Here is a 15,133-nt window from a genome sequence, read left to right as displayed (position 1 = left end):
GCGTCTGTATTCGTTACTTATTCGCTTTGCACATTGAATACGTCCGCAAATAAGCCGGTAACATATCGCTGTTTAGCCAGCCGTTTAACCGCGCCAGTAAAATACGCAATAGGTTTCCGTAGCTTCTTGCGTTTTGATTTCATCGCAAAGAACGCCTCTATGCCGACTGCTGCCCGTTCCTCTTGCGCCAGGTTCATGCGGTATGTAATTGCGTAAACAGACCGCCAGTATTCCTCGATCTCTTTGACGCTATGAATATGCGAATCTAATAACCGGAAGAATCCTTGTGGAATCCATGCCGGCTTGGCCGTACGTTCTTTAGTATTAGTATTTGTTTTAGACGGAAGTGGTTTTCTTGGTGTGACATTTTCCACGGGCTCTTGTGTGACATACGGTTCAGCTTCCGGAGATGCGACGTCATAACTTGCCGGCAATATAACGATAGCATTAGACGTCTGCTGCATGTCCCTGGCCCGTTTCATTGCGTATTGGCGAATGATGCCCAACTCTTCAAGACGCTGGCAGACACGGATAATCGTGCGCCTGGACTTGCCGACTAGCTTGCCAATTGTATTTTTGCATAGGAAACTAACGCCCTTATACTTAGCTGAGTATCTGTGGAGGATATTAAGGACGCTAATTTCCGTATTTGAAAGCATTTCCTTAAATTTACACTTATATTCGCGGACTGCTTCGTTAAGCCCTTCGAGTGTTTCGAAGGTTCCGAGCGTTTCGAAAGTAGCTTCCGAAGCCACTATATCTATGGATTTCTTGCGTTTCATTGCGGTATTCTCCCTTTCGAGAGCGCCAGAACTCGTACATATGTTCGATTATACAGACATAAGTAAATAAGACTTGAATCAACCTGTTTTTTTCGATATTATGTAATTAGACTATAAGTGTGGGTGTTCGACTGTTCCAGCAGTCGGGCGCTCTTTTTTTGTGTTTTTTATTTGAATACGAAATTTAACGGTGAATGTACGCTATGTTGGTTACGCACGTCCATGTTTGTCATTTGAACATATCGCCGGACCATATTCATGTGTGAATGGCCGAGTATCTTCTGTAAACTAAACGGATCACCACCGTTAAGAATATAGAAAAGAGCGCCCGTATGCCGTAGTGTATGCGGGCTTACACGTTTATTAGTTATTTTCGCAACCTGCCCATAAAGGCGCAGATTATCACGGACAGTATGCTCGCTAATCCTCTGCCCTTCGTGAGTTAGAAATACATATTCATTTGCAAGGTCTACCGTCTCTGCCATATACTCGCTTAATAATCTCGCTGTTCTTGCGCTGATAGGCACGTATCTACCTTGCCGGGTCTTTGTGTCCGCAGCCTCCAAGCGAATTGTCAGCGTCTTAAAGTCAACATTTTGCCTCTTAATGTCGACCAGTTCGCAAACACGAACCATTGTGTCAAGCAAAGTAAACGCTATGACCTTCGTACGAAAACCACTATAAGTAGTATCGTCAATGGCTCCGATTAACCTCCGAAACTCTTCCGGCGTTAAAGACTCTACAACGTCAACTGGCGCTTTAATCGGCTTGAAGCGTCTATGAATCGGCTCACTAATCCACGCCTTTTCCTCATAGCAATACCGCAAAAATGTCCGAATTGTACGGACGCGGATATTAACCGTTGCAGGCGCGTAGTCCAATTCTTCAATCATGTGCGTTATCCAACCGACAAAGAGCTCCGTTGTCATCTCTTCCGCAACAATCTCACGGTTTATGTAGTCCTTAAAATAGCCGAAATGGGCGTAGTGCTCCTTAATGGTTCTTTTCGTCAAGCCTTCGCCCTTTTTAACGATCATAAATTCCTCGAACATTTCCGTTATGGTCATCGGTATCTCAATCGTTTTCTTGCGGTTAAATCTTCGTAGGTTTCCTTTGCGCATAAAAAAATCCCCTTCCGCAATAATCTGCGTAAGAGGACAAACGGTTTTTATCGACTATTAATACGGTCTTCCTTTCCGGTCCTGTACGGTCTTTCCTTAGACCGGGCGAAAACCGTGTAGGTCATCGTATCAATCACCGGATACATAGTCCGGATAAATAGCGTAATGGCGGGACCGCCTGGGAATCGAACCCAGCTGACCACACACGGTGGTCACAAGCGGTTTTGAAGACCGTGGAGGGCACCAGCACCCCAATCAGCCCCGTAAAGACTCTTCCTATTATAAGGGCAAATGGTGCTGTTTTCAAGACTAATGCTTCCTTTCTTGTCGTATCGCGGCACAAGGCTTATAATAAAGACAGGAAAATATGTGTGTAGGTGAAGGAAATGCTAGAAGGCTGGTTTATGTATTTTATATTGTTTTGGGTTGTTGTTTTGATTTCTTTCTTCGCGATCGGCGGCTTTTTTATGTTCCGTAAATTCTTAAAGCGCATGCCGAAAGAAGATGGCAAATCGGATTTGGATTGGGAAGAGCATTACGTCAATGAAACACGCCATCTATGGCAGCAGAAGGAAAAAGATCTGCTTGAGGATCTAGTAAGTCCAGTGCCGGAGCTATTCAGAGATGTAGCAAGAATGAAAATAGCCGGCAAAATCGGCGAACTTGCCCTAAAGGAAAAGGCAGCACAAATCGATCAGGACCTCCTGATTCGCGGCTATATTTTAGCCACTCCAAAAAGAGATCACAAATTTCTCCGCAAGAAATTGACGGAAAAACAGATAAATATGACTCCATACGAGCACTTATTTTAGGCCATTTCGTATCATCGGAATGGTTTTTTATTATACGGGCTTTTAAAAGCCACACATAGTTTCAGCACGGGTGGATTGGAATGGAAGTCACTCGACTCCTGCGGAGTAGCATACCAAGAGGGAGACCCCACAGACGCGAATGCGTCGAGGAGGCTCCCGGTAGCCCCGCGGAAAGCGAGTGTCTGGAACGGAAATCCACACATGCTTAATTCAATTCTTGAAATTAAATAGGATAGTCTGAATATCTAATGAATAGAAATGAAGAGTACTCTATCCAAAAAAGGAGAAATCCAATGACCATAAAAGAAGTCTTATTAAAACAACTATCCGCCTGCCTAGACCAGCCCAATTGGTTTGTCCCGTTATCCGCTGCCATAGAAGGACTATCAGCAAAAGAAGCATCATTCAAGTCAGGTACCGCCAATTCGGTCTGGCAGATCATCGCCCACCTTACCTTCTGGAATGGCCGGTATCTAACAAGATTCAAAGAATTGCCGCTCGCCCAAACCCATATCGCCAATGACGAAACATTCAGCACCAATGAATCCGTTACGGAAGAGGATTGGCAGTCTGCCATAAAAGCTCTTCAAAACGTATTGTCTGAGTGGATCAAAGCCCTGGAAGAATGCAGTGAAGAAAAGCTTCTCTTATCCGCTTATAAAGAACCATTTGAACCCTGGTCGTCTGTCATTTCCAACCTAACCATCCACAACGCCTATCATATCGGACAGATCGTCGAAATACGGAAAATGTATGGACTTTGGGACCCTAAGAATGGAGTCCATTAATCGCAAACGCAAAAAGCCGCCGAGCGCAATGCCCGGCGGCTTTCATTCTATCAAGTTGTTTTCGGATTCCCCGATCCATGCAGCTCCTGATGAAGCTTCCGGAAATTCATATACATCGCTATCCTCCACGGTAAGATCATTGAAAACGCGAGAATCCAAAACATGCCGCTCAGCTGACCGTAATCAATCGTTGAGCTAAGGACCATTTTCCCAATAATCCGGATAACAAGCAATCCTATCAATATAAAAGCGAAAGCTTTGGAACGCTTCAGGTAAATGTCGCTGTCTCTGATTTCAAAGGAAGAAGTCTTAATTAAAAGGATGGAAAACAGCATTCCAACTGTGGCTGCTTCTAAGATCTCCATTGGAGTTACGCGAAAATAAGGAACGACAAACATAAGAGCACCTGTGCTCATAAAAATCGGTGGCAAGATGATTTTCTTGGCGGTAGCCGGCTTTTTTGCAGCCTTCATGCGGATGAACATCACGAAGATCGCCATAATAACGGCACCGATTGATGAAATTAATACAAAGTCCATTCGATTTCATCCTCTATTTCATTTGATTACTACCCATATTATATCTTAATAGGCTTGATTTAGGTACTCAGAAGGATAAAAGTTCATTAAAAAAAGCCACTTCAGCTGATACCCGGACACATCCGTATGTCCAGGGTACCCTGAGTCAGCTCCTAGCTTAATACCCGATTCACTGCTTCTAATACACGGCCTTCATCAAATGGTTTTATGATAAAGTCTTTCGCGCCGGCTTCAATGGATTCAACCACTACCTTCTGCTGGCCCATGGCTGAACACATGATTACTTTTGCATTAGGGTTGTCCCTCTTAATTTCCCTGACAGCCTCAAGTCCGCTCATTTCAGGCATTGTGATATCCATCATCACCAGATCAGGCTTCAGATTTTCGAATAGGTTCACGGCTTCTTTTCCGTTTTCCCCTTCTCCCACAATTTCGTGGTCTGCTTTTTTCAAAATGCTGCCAAGGGTAACCCTCATAAACTTTGCATCATCTACTATTAATATTCTCGCCACCGCTGTTTCCCCCTTGTAGTGCATTGGAAGCTATATCTCTATTATACTATAATAATAGTAAAAAATACCCATAATAACAAATAATAAACATCTTGGGAAAGAAATTCATTTCCTTTTGTGAAAAACACTCTTCCACGCTCAAAGAACACATATTACAATATATCGAAGTATCAGATAAATAGCAATTGAAAGAATATGACAAATTTCGACCAGATTGCATAGCCCTTTTTACTTATAGCAAAAAAGGAGCACATTCCCTAATTGAATGTGCTCCTGCTTTTAAAAACCTCTAAATCCGCCAAAAAACGGTGAAAGGAATATGATTATTTTTGTCATCCAGTCAAAGAATAAGACGACACCCATGATCATCATCAAAACACCGCCGATTTTCATGATCTTGGCGCTGTTTCGCCTGATCCATTGCATTTTTCCGATAAAGAAGGAGAGAACAAAGAATGGAATAGCAAAGCCAAGAATATAGGCAAACATGTAAACCATGGCAGAATTAGGATTTGTGACAGCTAATGACCACACCGCCCCTAATATTGGACCCGTACACGGAGTCCAGCCTGCTGCGAAGGCCATTCCGATCAAAACTGAGCCAAAAAGGCCAGATGGACGGTTCTTAAATTCAAAACGCCTTTCCTTCATAAGAAATTCCGGTTTAATGATACCTACGATCAATAATCCAAAGATGAATACAAAGATAGCGCCAATTTGCCTGATTAAATCCTGGTATTGCTGAAAGAATTGGCCAAGCAAAGTCGTGCCAAACCCAATTGCGATAAAAATCGCCGAAAATCCGATCAGGAAGAATAGCGTATGAAGCATGCTTCTTCTCTGCAGCATTGCATTCTCTTCTTTAATCTCCCCTACAGACATTCCGGTAATATACGATAAAAACGCCGGATATAATGGCAGGCAGCAAGGCGATACAAAGCTTAAAAACCCTGCCCCTAATGCAATAAATACATTCAAATCTGTCATAGTCACAACTCCTGATACTCATTCATTCCCATTTCATTCTAACAAATCCCATGTAGAAAAGATAATGGATAGAATGTGAACATTTTGTGTCCCGAATATTACACACATTTCTGAGTAAACCACCTGCTATTATATTAATTTATATTAGATTTCAACCTAAAACATGTATTTTTAATGTAAATGTTAATAAAGTTTAAAACAAGTTTCTTTTGAATTAATTACCATTATTCGATATACTAGGATAGGACTTAACAAATTCTGTTATTATCTTTCAGCTTTTGACATGGAATCGAATTGGCAGAGTAAAGCCTACATATAAGAAATTATCAGAGAGGAACTATTGGCCATGTGTAAACAGGAACTGCTTACATTGATTGAACAAAAAAGAACAGAGTTAATTCAAGTGGCCATGAAAAGCGGCTTAAGCTCTGCCGCAGCAATCCGGTACAGCCAGGAACTGGATGCCCTATTAAATGAATATAACCGAACCTTTATAAAAAAAGTGCAGACACATTAGAAAACAGCCGAAAAATAATAAGGATTCTTTTAAATTTGATCACTCTACGCTATTCAAACTAATAAACAATCAACAGAAGAATAACTTACATATGTGAACTGCATTCCTCATTGTTGGACATCTTCTAACAATGAGGAATGCAGTTTTTTTATGGCTTTCTTTCTCTAAAAATTATGTTCAGCTTTATAGGAAACGTGATAGCCATCTTATTAAATAGTTAAAAATAAAAAGCCGCACACAATTATTACAATTGTCTGCAGCTTTTCTTTTTATACTTCAGCCTTAATATTTGCAAGGTTTCCAATAATAGCATCTGTGATTTCAACCGTATTGTATGTTCCGCCGATATCACGGGTCAGAATGCCCTGGCGTGTAGTTTCCCGAATAGCTTTATTCACAAGTTCCGCTTCTTCCTTTAACCCAAGGTGGTCCAGCATTAAGGCTGCACTTCCTATTGCCCCGATTGGATTGGCAATTCCCTTTCCTGCAATGTCAGGTGCGGAACCGTGTACCGACTCAAACATGCTAGGAGTGCGCTTTTCTGGATTTAGATTCGCGCTTGCCGCTAACCCTAAGCTCCCAGCGAGTGCGCTCCCTAGATCGGAAAGGATATCAGCGAAAAGGTTTGAAGCTACAACAACCTCTAATTCTTCAGGGCGCAATACAAAGTTCGCTGCCATAGCATCTACTAGCCATTGATCCGTCTCAACATCAGGATAATCTTTACTAACTCTGGCAAACACTTCATCCCATAAGACCATGCCATATTGCTGAGCATTGCTTTTTGTCACGCTGGTTACTTTCTTCCGCTTGCGCGTCCGTGCCATATCAAATGCAAAGCGTATAATTCGTTCACATCCATGTTCGGTAAATAGTGCCGATTGTACCGCTACCTCTTTTCCAGCACCACGCCCGCTAAAGTTTCGCCCGCCAATTCCTGAATACTCACCTTCAGAATTTTCGCGGATCAGAATCCAATTTAATGAATCTACATTCGGGTGGTTTAGCCTTCTAGGTACACCTGGCAAAAATTCTATTGGACGGATATTAGCCCACTGATCAAACCCTTGACAGATTGCCAGTCGAAGGCCCCAAAGACTGACATGGTCAGGAACTCCAGGAAATCCTACTGCACCAAAATAAATAGAATCATAGTCTCTTAACCTATCAACACCATCGTCATCCATCATTCTTCCGGTCTTTAGATAATATTCACATCCCCATGGAAAAAAATCATTTTCAAATGAAAACTTTCCATTTGATTGTTTTGAGAGATGCTCAAGAACTCTTAACCCTTGCTCTACTACTTCTCCCCCAATGCCATCTCCAGGTATGACCGCAATTCGGTATTTTTTTGTTTCAGTCATGATCAATATCCTCCTCCGTTAATTCTCCCAATTTGGGAGTGAAGTATTTAAATCTTTAAACCAATCTTAAATAACGTATACATTATTGTCAATTATTATTCGAATTTTTGTTATTTTTATCTTTTTTATTGACATTAATGTATTTATTAATGTAATATTCAGACAATAGTACACCATAATTATTTTTTGGAGGTTTTTTGAAAGCGGTAACAAACTTAATTTTAAAAGGGGGAAAAGGTATGACATACCTAAAATCATTTTGGAGTCAAATGTGGCATTGGAATGATCAAGTCAAGGTATTGCCCAAAAGCTTACTGAGCTTATTAACAAGCGGAAATTCTTCAGCCGCAGAAAAGCTTGCAGTCACAGAAAAAACGAAAATAACTTCTCAGAACGGTGCTAATCTTGAACCTGAACAGAACAAGAAAACCAACTATAACAGATCTCAACTCATTGGACTATTCACTGGTCCAGCGCTATTCCTACTTATTAGTTTTTTTGTATCTCCCGAAGAGCTGCCAATTGAAGCTGCCAAAGTCCTTGCCATTGTCGCATGGGTAGCTACCTGGTGGGTGACAGAAGCGATCCCTATTCCGCTTACCTCTTTATTGCCAATCATTTTATTCCCTCTTTTTGGAATCATGGAGACTGGGGAGGTATCTGCATCTTACGGTGATTCATTAATTTTTCTGTTTGCCGGCAGCTTTATGATTGCTCTGACAATGGAAAAGTGGAACCTTCATAGAAGAATTGCTCTTGGCATCATTTCATTAATAGGAACGAATCCCAGCATGATCATTCTTGGCTTTATGGTTGCCACCGGCTTCTTATCGATGTGGATCTCAAACACGGCAACTACTATGCTGATGGTGCCCATGGCCCTTGCTGTGACAAAACAAGTCTCTGATTCTCTTGAAAATAATAATATAAATGTTAATACCACACCAGGTCAGTTCCCATTTGGTACAGCATTAATGTTAGGAACGGCATACGCCGCCACTTTAGGCGGATTTGGAACCTTGATAGGTGCACCCGCTAACACCATTTTGGCCGCTACGGTCAAAAGTTTGTACAGTGTTGAAATTTCTTTCGCACGCTGGATGTTATTTGGCGTTCCCTTAGTGGTAATCCTAATTCCCCTGGTTTGGCTATATCTCGTAAAAATAGCTTTTCCAATGAAGGTCAAGCAAATCTCTGGCGGAAGGGAGATCATAAGACAAGAACAGAAAAACCTTGGGCAAATGAGTTTTGAAGAAAAAGTAGTCTTAACTGTCTTTACTCTTACTGCTCTCGCTTGGATTACACGCAGTTTCATATTAAAAAACTATATACCTGGAATTGATGATACGATCATCGCTTTAATAGGTGCATTTATTTTATTTTTGGTTCCTGCAAAAAATAAAGCGGGCAATATTTTGGATTGGGATACTGTAATGAAACTGCCATGGGGAATTTTATGGCTTTTCGGAGGAGGATTGGCCATTGCAGCTGGAATATCGAACTCAGGACTTGATCAGTGGATTGGCAGCCAGCTTATAAATTTTACAGATGTTCCAATGTGGATAACATTGGCTCTTATCATAGGTGTAATTACTCTCCTCACTGAGTTCACATCTAATACGGCTACATCAACAATGGTTTATCCGATTGTTGCTGCAGCAGCTGCTGCATTGGGAACGGACCCAATTATTCTAATGGTTGCTGCTTGTATGGGGGCCACCTTTGCTTTTATGTTTCCTGTTGCAGCTCCGCCAAATGCCATTGTATTTGCTACTGGATATATAAAAATGAGTTCAATGGCTAAAACTGGGATATGGTTAAACCTTGGTGCTATCATTCTATCAATTATTATAGTTTCCTTTCTTGTCCCTCCTATCTTTGATGGATTGATCCCATAAAACCTGAAAAACTAAGCCAGTATCTAGGATACTGGCTTTTTGCCTGTTTGATTTAGTTTTTCTATCGCCGCAATAATTTCCATACGGGCCCGATTCCTATGTGATTGCATAACCATCCGGGCAGCAGCTCCATCTTTTGCTTTCATACAAGAGATAATGGCCTTATGCTCAACAATGGACATATTTGGTATAGGACGATGGTTAATGGAAAATAAACGTGCTCGATATAACTGATCCGAATGAATATCGACAACCGCACTCATGCGCTTACTCCCCGCAAATTTGATGAGCATGCTATGAAACTCGTCGTCCAAGACAGCCCATTTTTTCAGATCTTTTTCCTCAAGTGCTTTTTCTTGCTCCACTATTAATAAATCAAGCTGTTCAAACTCCATGTTACCAATTTTCCGGGTAGCCTTCTCAACTGCCAAACCATCCATTTTTTCTGCAATTTCATAAATCTCATTAAGATCTTCTTTTTCAATAGGCTCAACTATAAAACCTCTTCGCGGAATCAGGCGGACCATCCCTTCTGTTTCTAATCGAACAAGAGCCTCTCTCACTGGAGTTCTGCTCATTTGTAAGATTTCAGCTAATTCCCGTTCAAGAATTGTCTGGCCGGGAGACAGAATTAACTCACGAATCGCCGTCCTGGCGATATGATAGGCACGCTGAGGCAGTCTATATTTATCAATGCCTTCAAGATTAGCAACAAGAAACTCAATCTCTTTATCCAACCCCGAATGGGCCAAAGAAACTTCTTGTTCTCCTGCTTTTTTTTCACTTTTCATTTATTTCACCTATCCAGTTTTTATCTATAGTTTTTAGAAACTTAATATCAGTTTATCAAAACACATTCTGCTGGAACAGTATTGCATATCCATTCTGGTTAAAATAAGAACGCGCCTATTTTTGTACAGAAACCTAATTGTACTATCTATTAATAACAATCGATAATTTATAATTTGCATGCTTATTTAAATCTGTTAAAAATTGACTTAACCGCTCATTGGACGGAAATTTGCATTCAAGTATATAACAGCCATCCCCGCTGATTTTAAAATTATGTATGATTTCCTGCTGTGTTTTTACGAAGGTCAGGTACGGCTGATGATTCATACTTTGAGTAATAACCGTAATAAAAGCATGGATGGAATACCCTAATTTCTCCTGGTTCACTTTGATTGTGTATCCCTCAATTACGCCCTGATCTTCTAATTTTGCCACTCTTGATGCGGCCGCCTGGCCAGTTAAATGGACATTCTCCCCCAGCTCCTTCATGGTGATCCGGCTGTTTTTGGAGAGTTCCTCCAAAATACGCTGATCCGTGTGATCCAGCATTTTTTCAACTCCTTTCACTTTTCAAGTTAAACGGCAAAAAGACTTGATTTTATCTATGTAAGTACCAATGGGTCTTAGTATAAACTATACGTAAATCAAAGAAAAGGAGTACATTTATATGAATATACAGCAAATCCGCAACGCTACACTAGTCGTCAATTATGCAGGGAAAAAGTTTTTAATTGATCCCTTTTTAGCCGAAAAAGGGACTTACCCGCCTTTTCCAAATTCATTAAGACAAGATGAAAACAATCCTTTAACAGAGCTTCCAATCTCCATTGATGAAATTATTCATAATGTGGATGCAGTGATTGTTACCCACCTGCATTTAGACCACTTTGATGATGCAGCCAAACAGGCATTGCCAAAGGACATTAACATGTTTGTGCAAAATGAAGTAGATGCTGCTGAAGTGAAAAATGCTGGTTTTAATAATATTGAAGTCCTCCATGAGAATACTGTTTTTGAAGATATCCAACTAATAAAAACAAAGGGCGAACATGGCAGGGGCGAAATTCTAAAAATGGCCGGTCTCGTTTGTGGAGTAGTCTTCAAACATCACAGTGAAAAAACACTTTATGTAGCAGGAGATACAGTTTGGTATGATGCTGTTCAGGAAGTTATTGAAACACACAGCCCTGAAGTCATTGTTGTAAATGGCGGAGATAACCAGTTTCTTGAAGGCGGCTCGCTTGTTATGGGGAAGAAGGATATCTATGAAGTTTCCAAAGCTGCCCCGGATGCCAGGATTATTTCTGTCCATATGGAGGCAGTCAACCATTGGACACTATCAAAGGAAGAGTTAAAAAGCTATAGTAAAGAAAACGGCTTTTCCGATCAACTATTAGAGCCTGAAGATGGAGAATCCTACTCCTTTTAAGAGATGAAAAGACGTGTGGCCATTCACACGTCTTTTCTATTACCCTACTGCATCCTCCACTTTTTCAGCAGACCCATTCTGCAGCAGATACATTTTATGATACAAGCCCCGCTTTGCAAGCAATTCCTGATGCGTTCCTCTTTCTACTATTTCCCCCTGATGAAGAACGAGAATCAATTCTGCATCCTGTATCGTAGACAATCGATGAGCAATCGCAATCGTCGTCCGGCCCTTCCGCATTTTTTCCAGTGCGGTTTGAATCGCTTCCTCTGTTTCTGTATCAATATTGGCTGTTGCTTCATCGAGCACAAGAATTTTCGGATTGGCAGCAATCGTTCTTGCAAAGGCAATAAGCTGTCTTTGCCCGCTCGAAAAAGTCGAGCCGCGCTCAACTACCGCATGCTCATATCCGTCGTCAAGCTTTTCTATGAATGCATGGGCCTGAACAAACTGAGCTGCAGCTTTAATCTCTACATCTGTCATTTTCTCATTATGAAGTCTGATGTTATCTTTAATCGTCCCGTAAAATAGGAAAGGATCCTGTAGGACGAGCCCCATCTTCTTGCGCAATTCTTCCGCTGGATAAGACTTAATGCTTTTTCCGTCAATGAAAATATCACCGCGCTCAAATTCATAGAATCGCATCATTAAATTAATGATTGAGCTCTTGCCGCTTCCGGTATGTCCAACCAGGGCAACGGTTTCACCCGGCTTGGCTGTAAAAGAAATATTTTTCAACACATCCCGTTTGCCGTCATAGGAGAAGCTGAGGTTCCTGAACTCAATCTCTCCCTCCTTAATTCCATCAGACAGGTTATCCTCCTGTGCAGGAGCAAGCTCCTTTTCGTCCAGCAGCGCAAACACTCTTGAAGCCGCAATGATTGCCTGCTGATACATGGAAAGCCTCATCATGATCTGATTCACAGGCTCAAAAAAGCGGTCCAGAAAACTGACAAAGGCATACAGCACACCGATTTCGATCGGACTGTTAAAAGAAGAAATACCAAAGAAGCTCAATACAATAATAAGTGCCAGAACATACACAAGGTCAATGGCCGGCCTTAACAGCAATCCATCCATTTTGATATTGCGCATACCTGCTTGGTAATGCTGCTTATTGATATCACCAAATTCCTTCTGCAGCCTTTTTTCCTGCCTGAAAACTTGTATGATGGACATTCCCTGCAGTGATTCACTCAGCTTTGCATTCAGCTGGCTCAGTCTTTCCCTTAAGTCCTTATAAAATACAGAACTGTATTTACGGTACGTACGAATGATCATAAAAAGAATCGGGAGAATCACCAGGCAGAATAGAGCCAGCTTCACATTCAGGATAAACATCGCCACAAAGATCCCTGTCAAAAGGAAGGCACCCTGAATAAAGGTAACCAGGACACTGACAAACATATCTTTAATCGCCTCTGTATCATTGGTAACCCTGGATACAATGCTTCCGGCAGGCGTTTTATCAAAGTATTTCAAGCCCAGTGACTGAACTTTTGAAAAGACATCCACACGCAGCTGCTGAATGATTTTAAGGGCAATTTCCTGAAATTTCAGCAGCTGAAAATAGGATACCAGCACATTCATGATCTGAATGCCCAGATATGCTGCACCAAGAGCAATTAACGGCTCGAAAACCAGGTTCCTTGGTGTTAAATAATCGTCGATAAAAATTTTGACAAGAATCGGCCCCAGTATGTCTCCAATCGTCGTTAACAGAAGCAGACTGAAGGCAAGTATGATTGTTTTCTTATGCGGTTTTGTATAGGAAAGCAGCCGGAAAAGGACCATCCGCTGCTCTTTCCCCTTCATAATCGGTGTCTTTTCCATCGTCTTATCCCCCATGCTCCACAAGCTCTTCCAGCTGCTGGCGCAGATACATATTCTTATACCAGCCTTCTTCAGCCATCAGTTCATCATGTGAACCCCGCTGAACAATTTTCCCTTCATCCAGCACCAATATCAGATTCGCATGCTGAATGGCGCTCAGCCTGTGAGCGGTTATGATCGTTGTCTTGCCTGCCCGCTCACCACGCAATGAAGTGAGAATCGCTTCCTCCGTTTTCGCATCAACGGCAGAAAGGGAATCATCCAAAATCAATACCTCCGGTTTCACCAGAAGGGCTCGTGCAATAGAAATACGCTGCTTCTGTCCTCCGGAAAGAGAGACCCCTCTTTCACCCACAACGGTTTTATAGCCATCTGTGAATTCGAGAATATCTTCATGGATATTGGCCAGTTTCGCCTCCGTATAAATATCTTCAAGGTCTGCATCCGGTCTCGTGAAAGCTATATTTTCAGCAACGGTGGCCGAGAACAGGAAGTGCTCCTGCGGGACATAGCCAACTGCTTCCCTCAGCTTATCGATTTTATAGCGGTTAATAGGATGTCCGGCAAAAAGAATTTCCCCTTTATAGCCTTCAAACTCACGGATCAATAGCTTCAGCAGTGTGGTTTTGCCCGCACCCGTTTTACCTGCTATGCCGAGAGTCTCTCCTCTTTCCAGCCTAAAATGAATATCCTTAAGAAGCGCTTCCTGTTCACCCGGATAGGCGAACTCCTCAATCCTGTACTCAATATCTCCGCTAGGAACTTCATTGATGCCAGTCTCATCATCCTTAATATCGATTTCTTCTGCTAGAAGCACAGAGACTCGATCATAGGAGGCGCGGCCTCTCTCAACAATGTTGAACAGCCAGCCAAATGCGAGCATGGGCCAAATCAGGAGACCTAGATAGGTAGTAAATGAAACCAGCTGCCCGATTGTCAGCTCTCCTGCAATCACATATCTTGATCCAAATGCAATAGATAGGAAGAAAGAGATCCCTACAATAATGCTGATCGTCGGATCAAACAAAGAATCAACACGTGCAACAGAAATGTTTTTTTGCACTACATCTTCAGACTGCCTGCGGAAATCTTCAATATCTTCTTTTTCCTGGCCGAATGTCTTAATCACTTTAATTCCTGAAACACTTTCCTGAGTTTTGTCATTTAGTGAAGAAAAAGCCTCCTGTGCTTTGTGGAACCGTTTATGAAGAAGTGTTCCATACCAGCTTGTCAAAAGTGCCATGAACGGCATCGGAATCAGACTGATAAGTGTAAGCTTCCAGCTGATTGTTGTCGCCATGGCGATGATAACGAACCCGCCTGTCGCCAGTGAATCGACAAATGTGAGGACCCCCGCTCCTGCCGTCTGCTGAATCGCCTGCAGATCATTTGTTGCATGGGCCATCAAGTCCCCCACCCGCTTTTTCTGGTAGAAGGACTGTGACATATTCGTAAAATGCTGATAAAGCCTGTTGCGCAGGAGTTTGGACAGCTTAACCGCTGATCCAAAAATCATGATGCGCCAATAATAGCGGAGCACATACATCATGAGGGCTGTAACAGCAAGTATTCCTATCCACATTAATAAGGCTTTTGCAGTCAGCTCGCCATTTTTAATCGAGTCGACCACAATGCCGACCACCTTTGGCGGAACCAGCTGAAGCATTGCCACAAATAACAGCAGAATAATCCCGTTTACATAAGCCTTTTTCTCCTGCTTAAAAAACCACATCAAATCAAAAAAAACCTTCATACC

General features: G+C 41.9%; 15 protein-coding genes and 1 tRNA gene. 5 read left to right on the top strand and 11 right to left on the bottom strand.

All coding sequences use genetic code 11. The features are described 5' to 3' along the window. Positions 1 to 17: 17 nt before the first annotated feature. From AC0VZ9_RS11010 to AC0VZ9_RS11000, 3 genes are all read right to left on the bottom strand, one after another. A complete protein-coding gene (locus tag AC0VZ9_RS11010) occupies positions 18 to 782 on the bottom strand; it encodes a helix-turn-helix domain-containing protein (RefSeq protein WP_475397355.1) in 765 nt (254 codons plus the stop codon). A gap of 167 nt (positions 783 to 949) precedes the next feature. Continuing rightward, positions 950 to 1,903 (bottom strand): tyrosine-type recombinase/integrase, encoded by a 954-nt coding sequence (locus tag AC0VZ9_RS11005; protein WP_475397354.1) that lies wholly within the window; start codon positions 1,901 to 1,903, stop codon positions 950 to 952. A gap of 166 nt (positions 1,904 to 2,069) precedes the next feature. After that, a tRNA-Sec gene (locus AC0VZ9_RS11000) sits at positions 2,070 to 2,166 on the bottom strand. Positions 2,167 to 2,289: 123 nt separating this feature from the next. On the opposite strand from AC0VZ9_RS11000, the gene AC0VZ9_RS10995 reads away from it, so the two are divergent. Further along, positions 2,290 to 2,715, top strand: coding sequence for a DUF2621 domain-containing protein (locus AC0VZ9_RS10995; protein WP_019381898.1), 426 nt, complete (start codon positions 2,290 to 2,292; stop codon positions 2,713 to 2,715). Between the two features lie 293 nt (positions 2,716 to 3,008). Next, positions 3,009 to 3,503: a DinB family protein gene (locus AC0VZ9_RS10990; protein ID WP_192908510.1), complete on the top strand. Its 495-nt coding sequence runs from the start codon at positions 3,009 to 3,011 to the stop codon at positions 3,501 to 3,503. Between the two features lie 50 nt (positions 3,504 to 3,553). Here AC0VZ9_RS10990 and AC0VZ9_RS10985 read toward each other — a convergent pair whose 3' ends face one another. From AC0VZ9_RS10985 to AC0VZ9_RS10975, 3 genes are all read right to left on the bottom strand, one after another. Beyond that, positions 3,554 to 4,042, bottom strand: coding sequence for a CcdC family protein (locus tag AC0VZ9_RS10985; RefSeq protein WP_475397353.1), 489 nt, complete (start codon positions 4,040 to 4,042; stop codon positions 3,554 to 3,556). 152 nt (positions 4,043 to 4,194) lie between these two features. Further along, positions 4,195 to 4,554: a response regulator gene (locus AC0VZ9_RS10980; protein WP_019381896.1), complete on the bottom strand. Its 360-nt coding sequence runs from the start codon at positions 4,552 to 4,554 to the stop codon at positions 4,195 to 4,197. A gap of 279 nt (positions 4,555 to 4,833) precedes the next feature. Then, positions 4,834 to 5,541, bottom strand: a complete 708-nt coding sequence (locus AC0VZ9_RS10975; RefSeq protein ID WP_009330552.1) for a cytochrome c biogenesis CcdA family protein — start codon at positions 5,539 to 5,541, stop codon at positions 4,834 to 4,836. Between the two features lie 346 nt (positions 5,542 to 5,887). Here AC0VZ9_RS10975 and AC0VZ9_RS10970 point away from each other — a divergent pair, with 346 nt between their 5' ends. Next, positions 5,888 to 6,058, top strand: a complete 171-nt coding sequence (locus tag AC0VZ9_RS10970) for an aspartyl-phosphate phosphatase Spo0E family protein (RefSeq protein WP_009330553.1) — start codon at positions 5,888 to 5,890, stop codon at positions 6,056 to 6,058. A 269-nt stretch (positions 6,059 to 6,327) separates the two neighbouring features. Here AC0VZ9_RS10970 and AC0VZ9_RS10965 read toward each other — a convergent pair whose 3' ends face one another. After that, entirely contained in the window at positions 6,328 to 7,425 is a 1,098-nt protein-coding gene (locus AC0VZ9_RS10965) for a tartrate dehydrogenase (RefSeq protein WP_192908509.1), read from the bottom strand. A 239-nt stretch (positions 7,426 to 7,664) separates the two neighbouring features. Here AC0VZ9_RS10965 and AC0VZ9_RS10960 point away from each other — a divergent pair, with 239 nt between their 5' ends. Then, on the top strand, positions 7,665 to 9,323 hold the full coding sequence (locus AC0VZ9_RS10960) for an SLC13 family permease (protein WP_192908508.1): 1,659 nt from the start codon (positions 7,665 to 7,667) through the stop codon (positions 9,321 to 9,323). Positions 9,324 to 9,346: 23 nt separating this feature from the next. On the opposite strand, the gene AC0VZ9_RS10955 is transcribed toward AC0VZ9_RS10960, so the two are convergent. Further along, positions 9,347 to 10,114, bottom strand: a complete 768-nt coding sequence (locus AC0VZ9_RS10955; RefSeq protein WP_475397352.1) for a GntR family transcriptional regulator — start codon at positions 10,112 to 10,114, stop codon at positions 9,347 to 9,349. A 142-nt stretch (positions 10,115 to 10,256) separates the two neighbouring features. Next, a complete protein-coding gene (locus AC0VZ9_RS10950; protein WP_475397351.1) occupies positions 10,257 to 10,664 on the bottom strand; it encodes an Lrp/AsnC family transcriptional regulator in 408 nt (135 codons plus the stop codon). A gap of 118 nt (positions 10,665 to 10,782) precedes the next feature. Between AC0VZ9_RS10950 and AC0VZ9_RS10945 the strand changes: the two genes are divergently transcribed. Next, a complete protein-coding gene (locus AC0VZ9_RS10945) occupies positions 10,783 to 11,544 on the top strand; it encodes an MBL fold metallo-hydrolase (RefSeq protein ID WP_475397350.1) in 762 nt (253 codons plus the stop codon). A gap of 39 nt (positions 11,545 to 11,583) precedes the next feature. Here AC0VZ9_RS10945 and AC0VZ9_RS10940 read toward each other — a convergent pair whose 3' ends face one another. Together AC0VZ9_RS10940 and AC0VZ9_RS10935 are read right to left on the bottom strand one after the other, a co-directional pair. Beyond that, positions 11,584 to 13,377 (bottom strand): ABC transporter ATP-binding protein, encoded by a 1,794-nt coding sequence (locus AC0VZ9_RS10940; RefSeq protein WP_475397349.1) that lies wholly within the window; start codon positions 13,375 to 13,377, stop codon positions 11,584 to 11,586. Between the two features lie 4 nt (positions 13,378 to 13,381). After that, entirely contained in the window at positions 13,382 to 15,130 is a 1,749-nt protein-coding gene (locus tag AC0VZ9_RS10935) for an ABC transporter transmembrane domain-containing protein (RefSeq protein ID WP_475397348.1), read from the bottom strand. Positions 15,131 to 15,133 lie beyond the last annotated feature (3 nt).

Source organism: Cytobacillus sp. QJM3NY_8 (assembly GCF_056173585.1).
The sequence above is the reverse complement of the archived record's forward strand: the minus strand, read 5'-3'. Positions and strand labels throughout refer to the sequence as shown.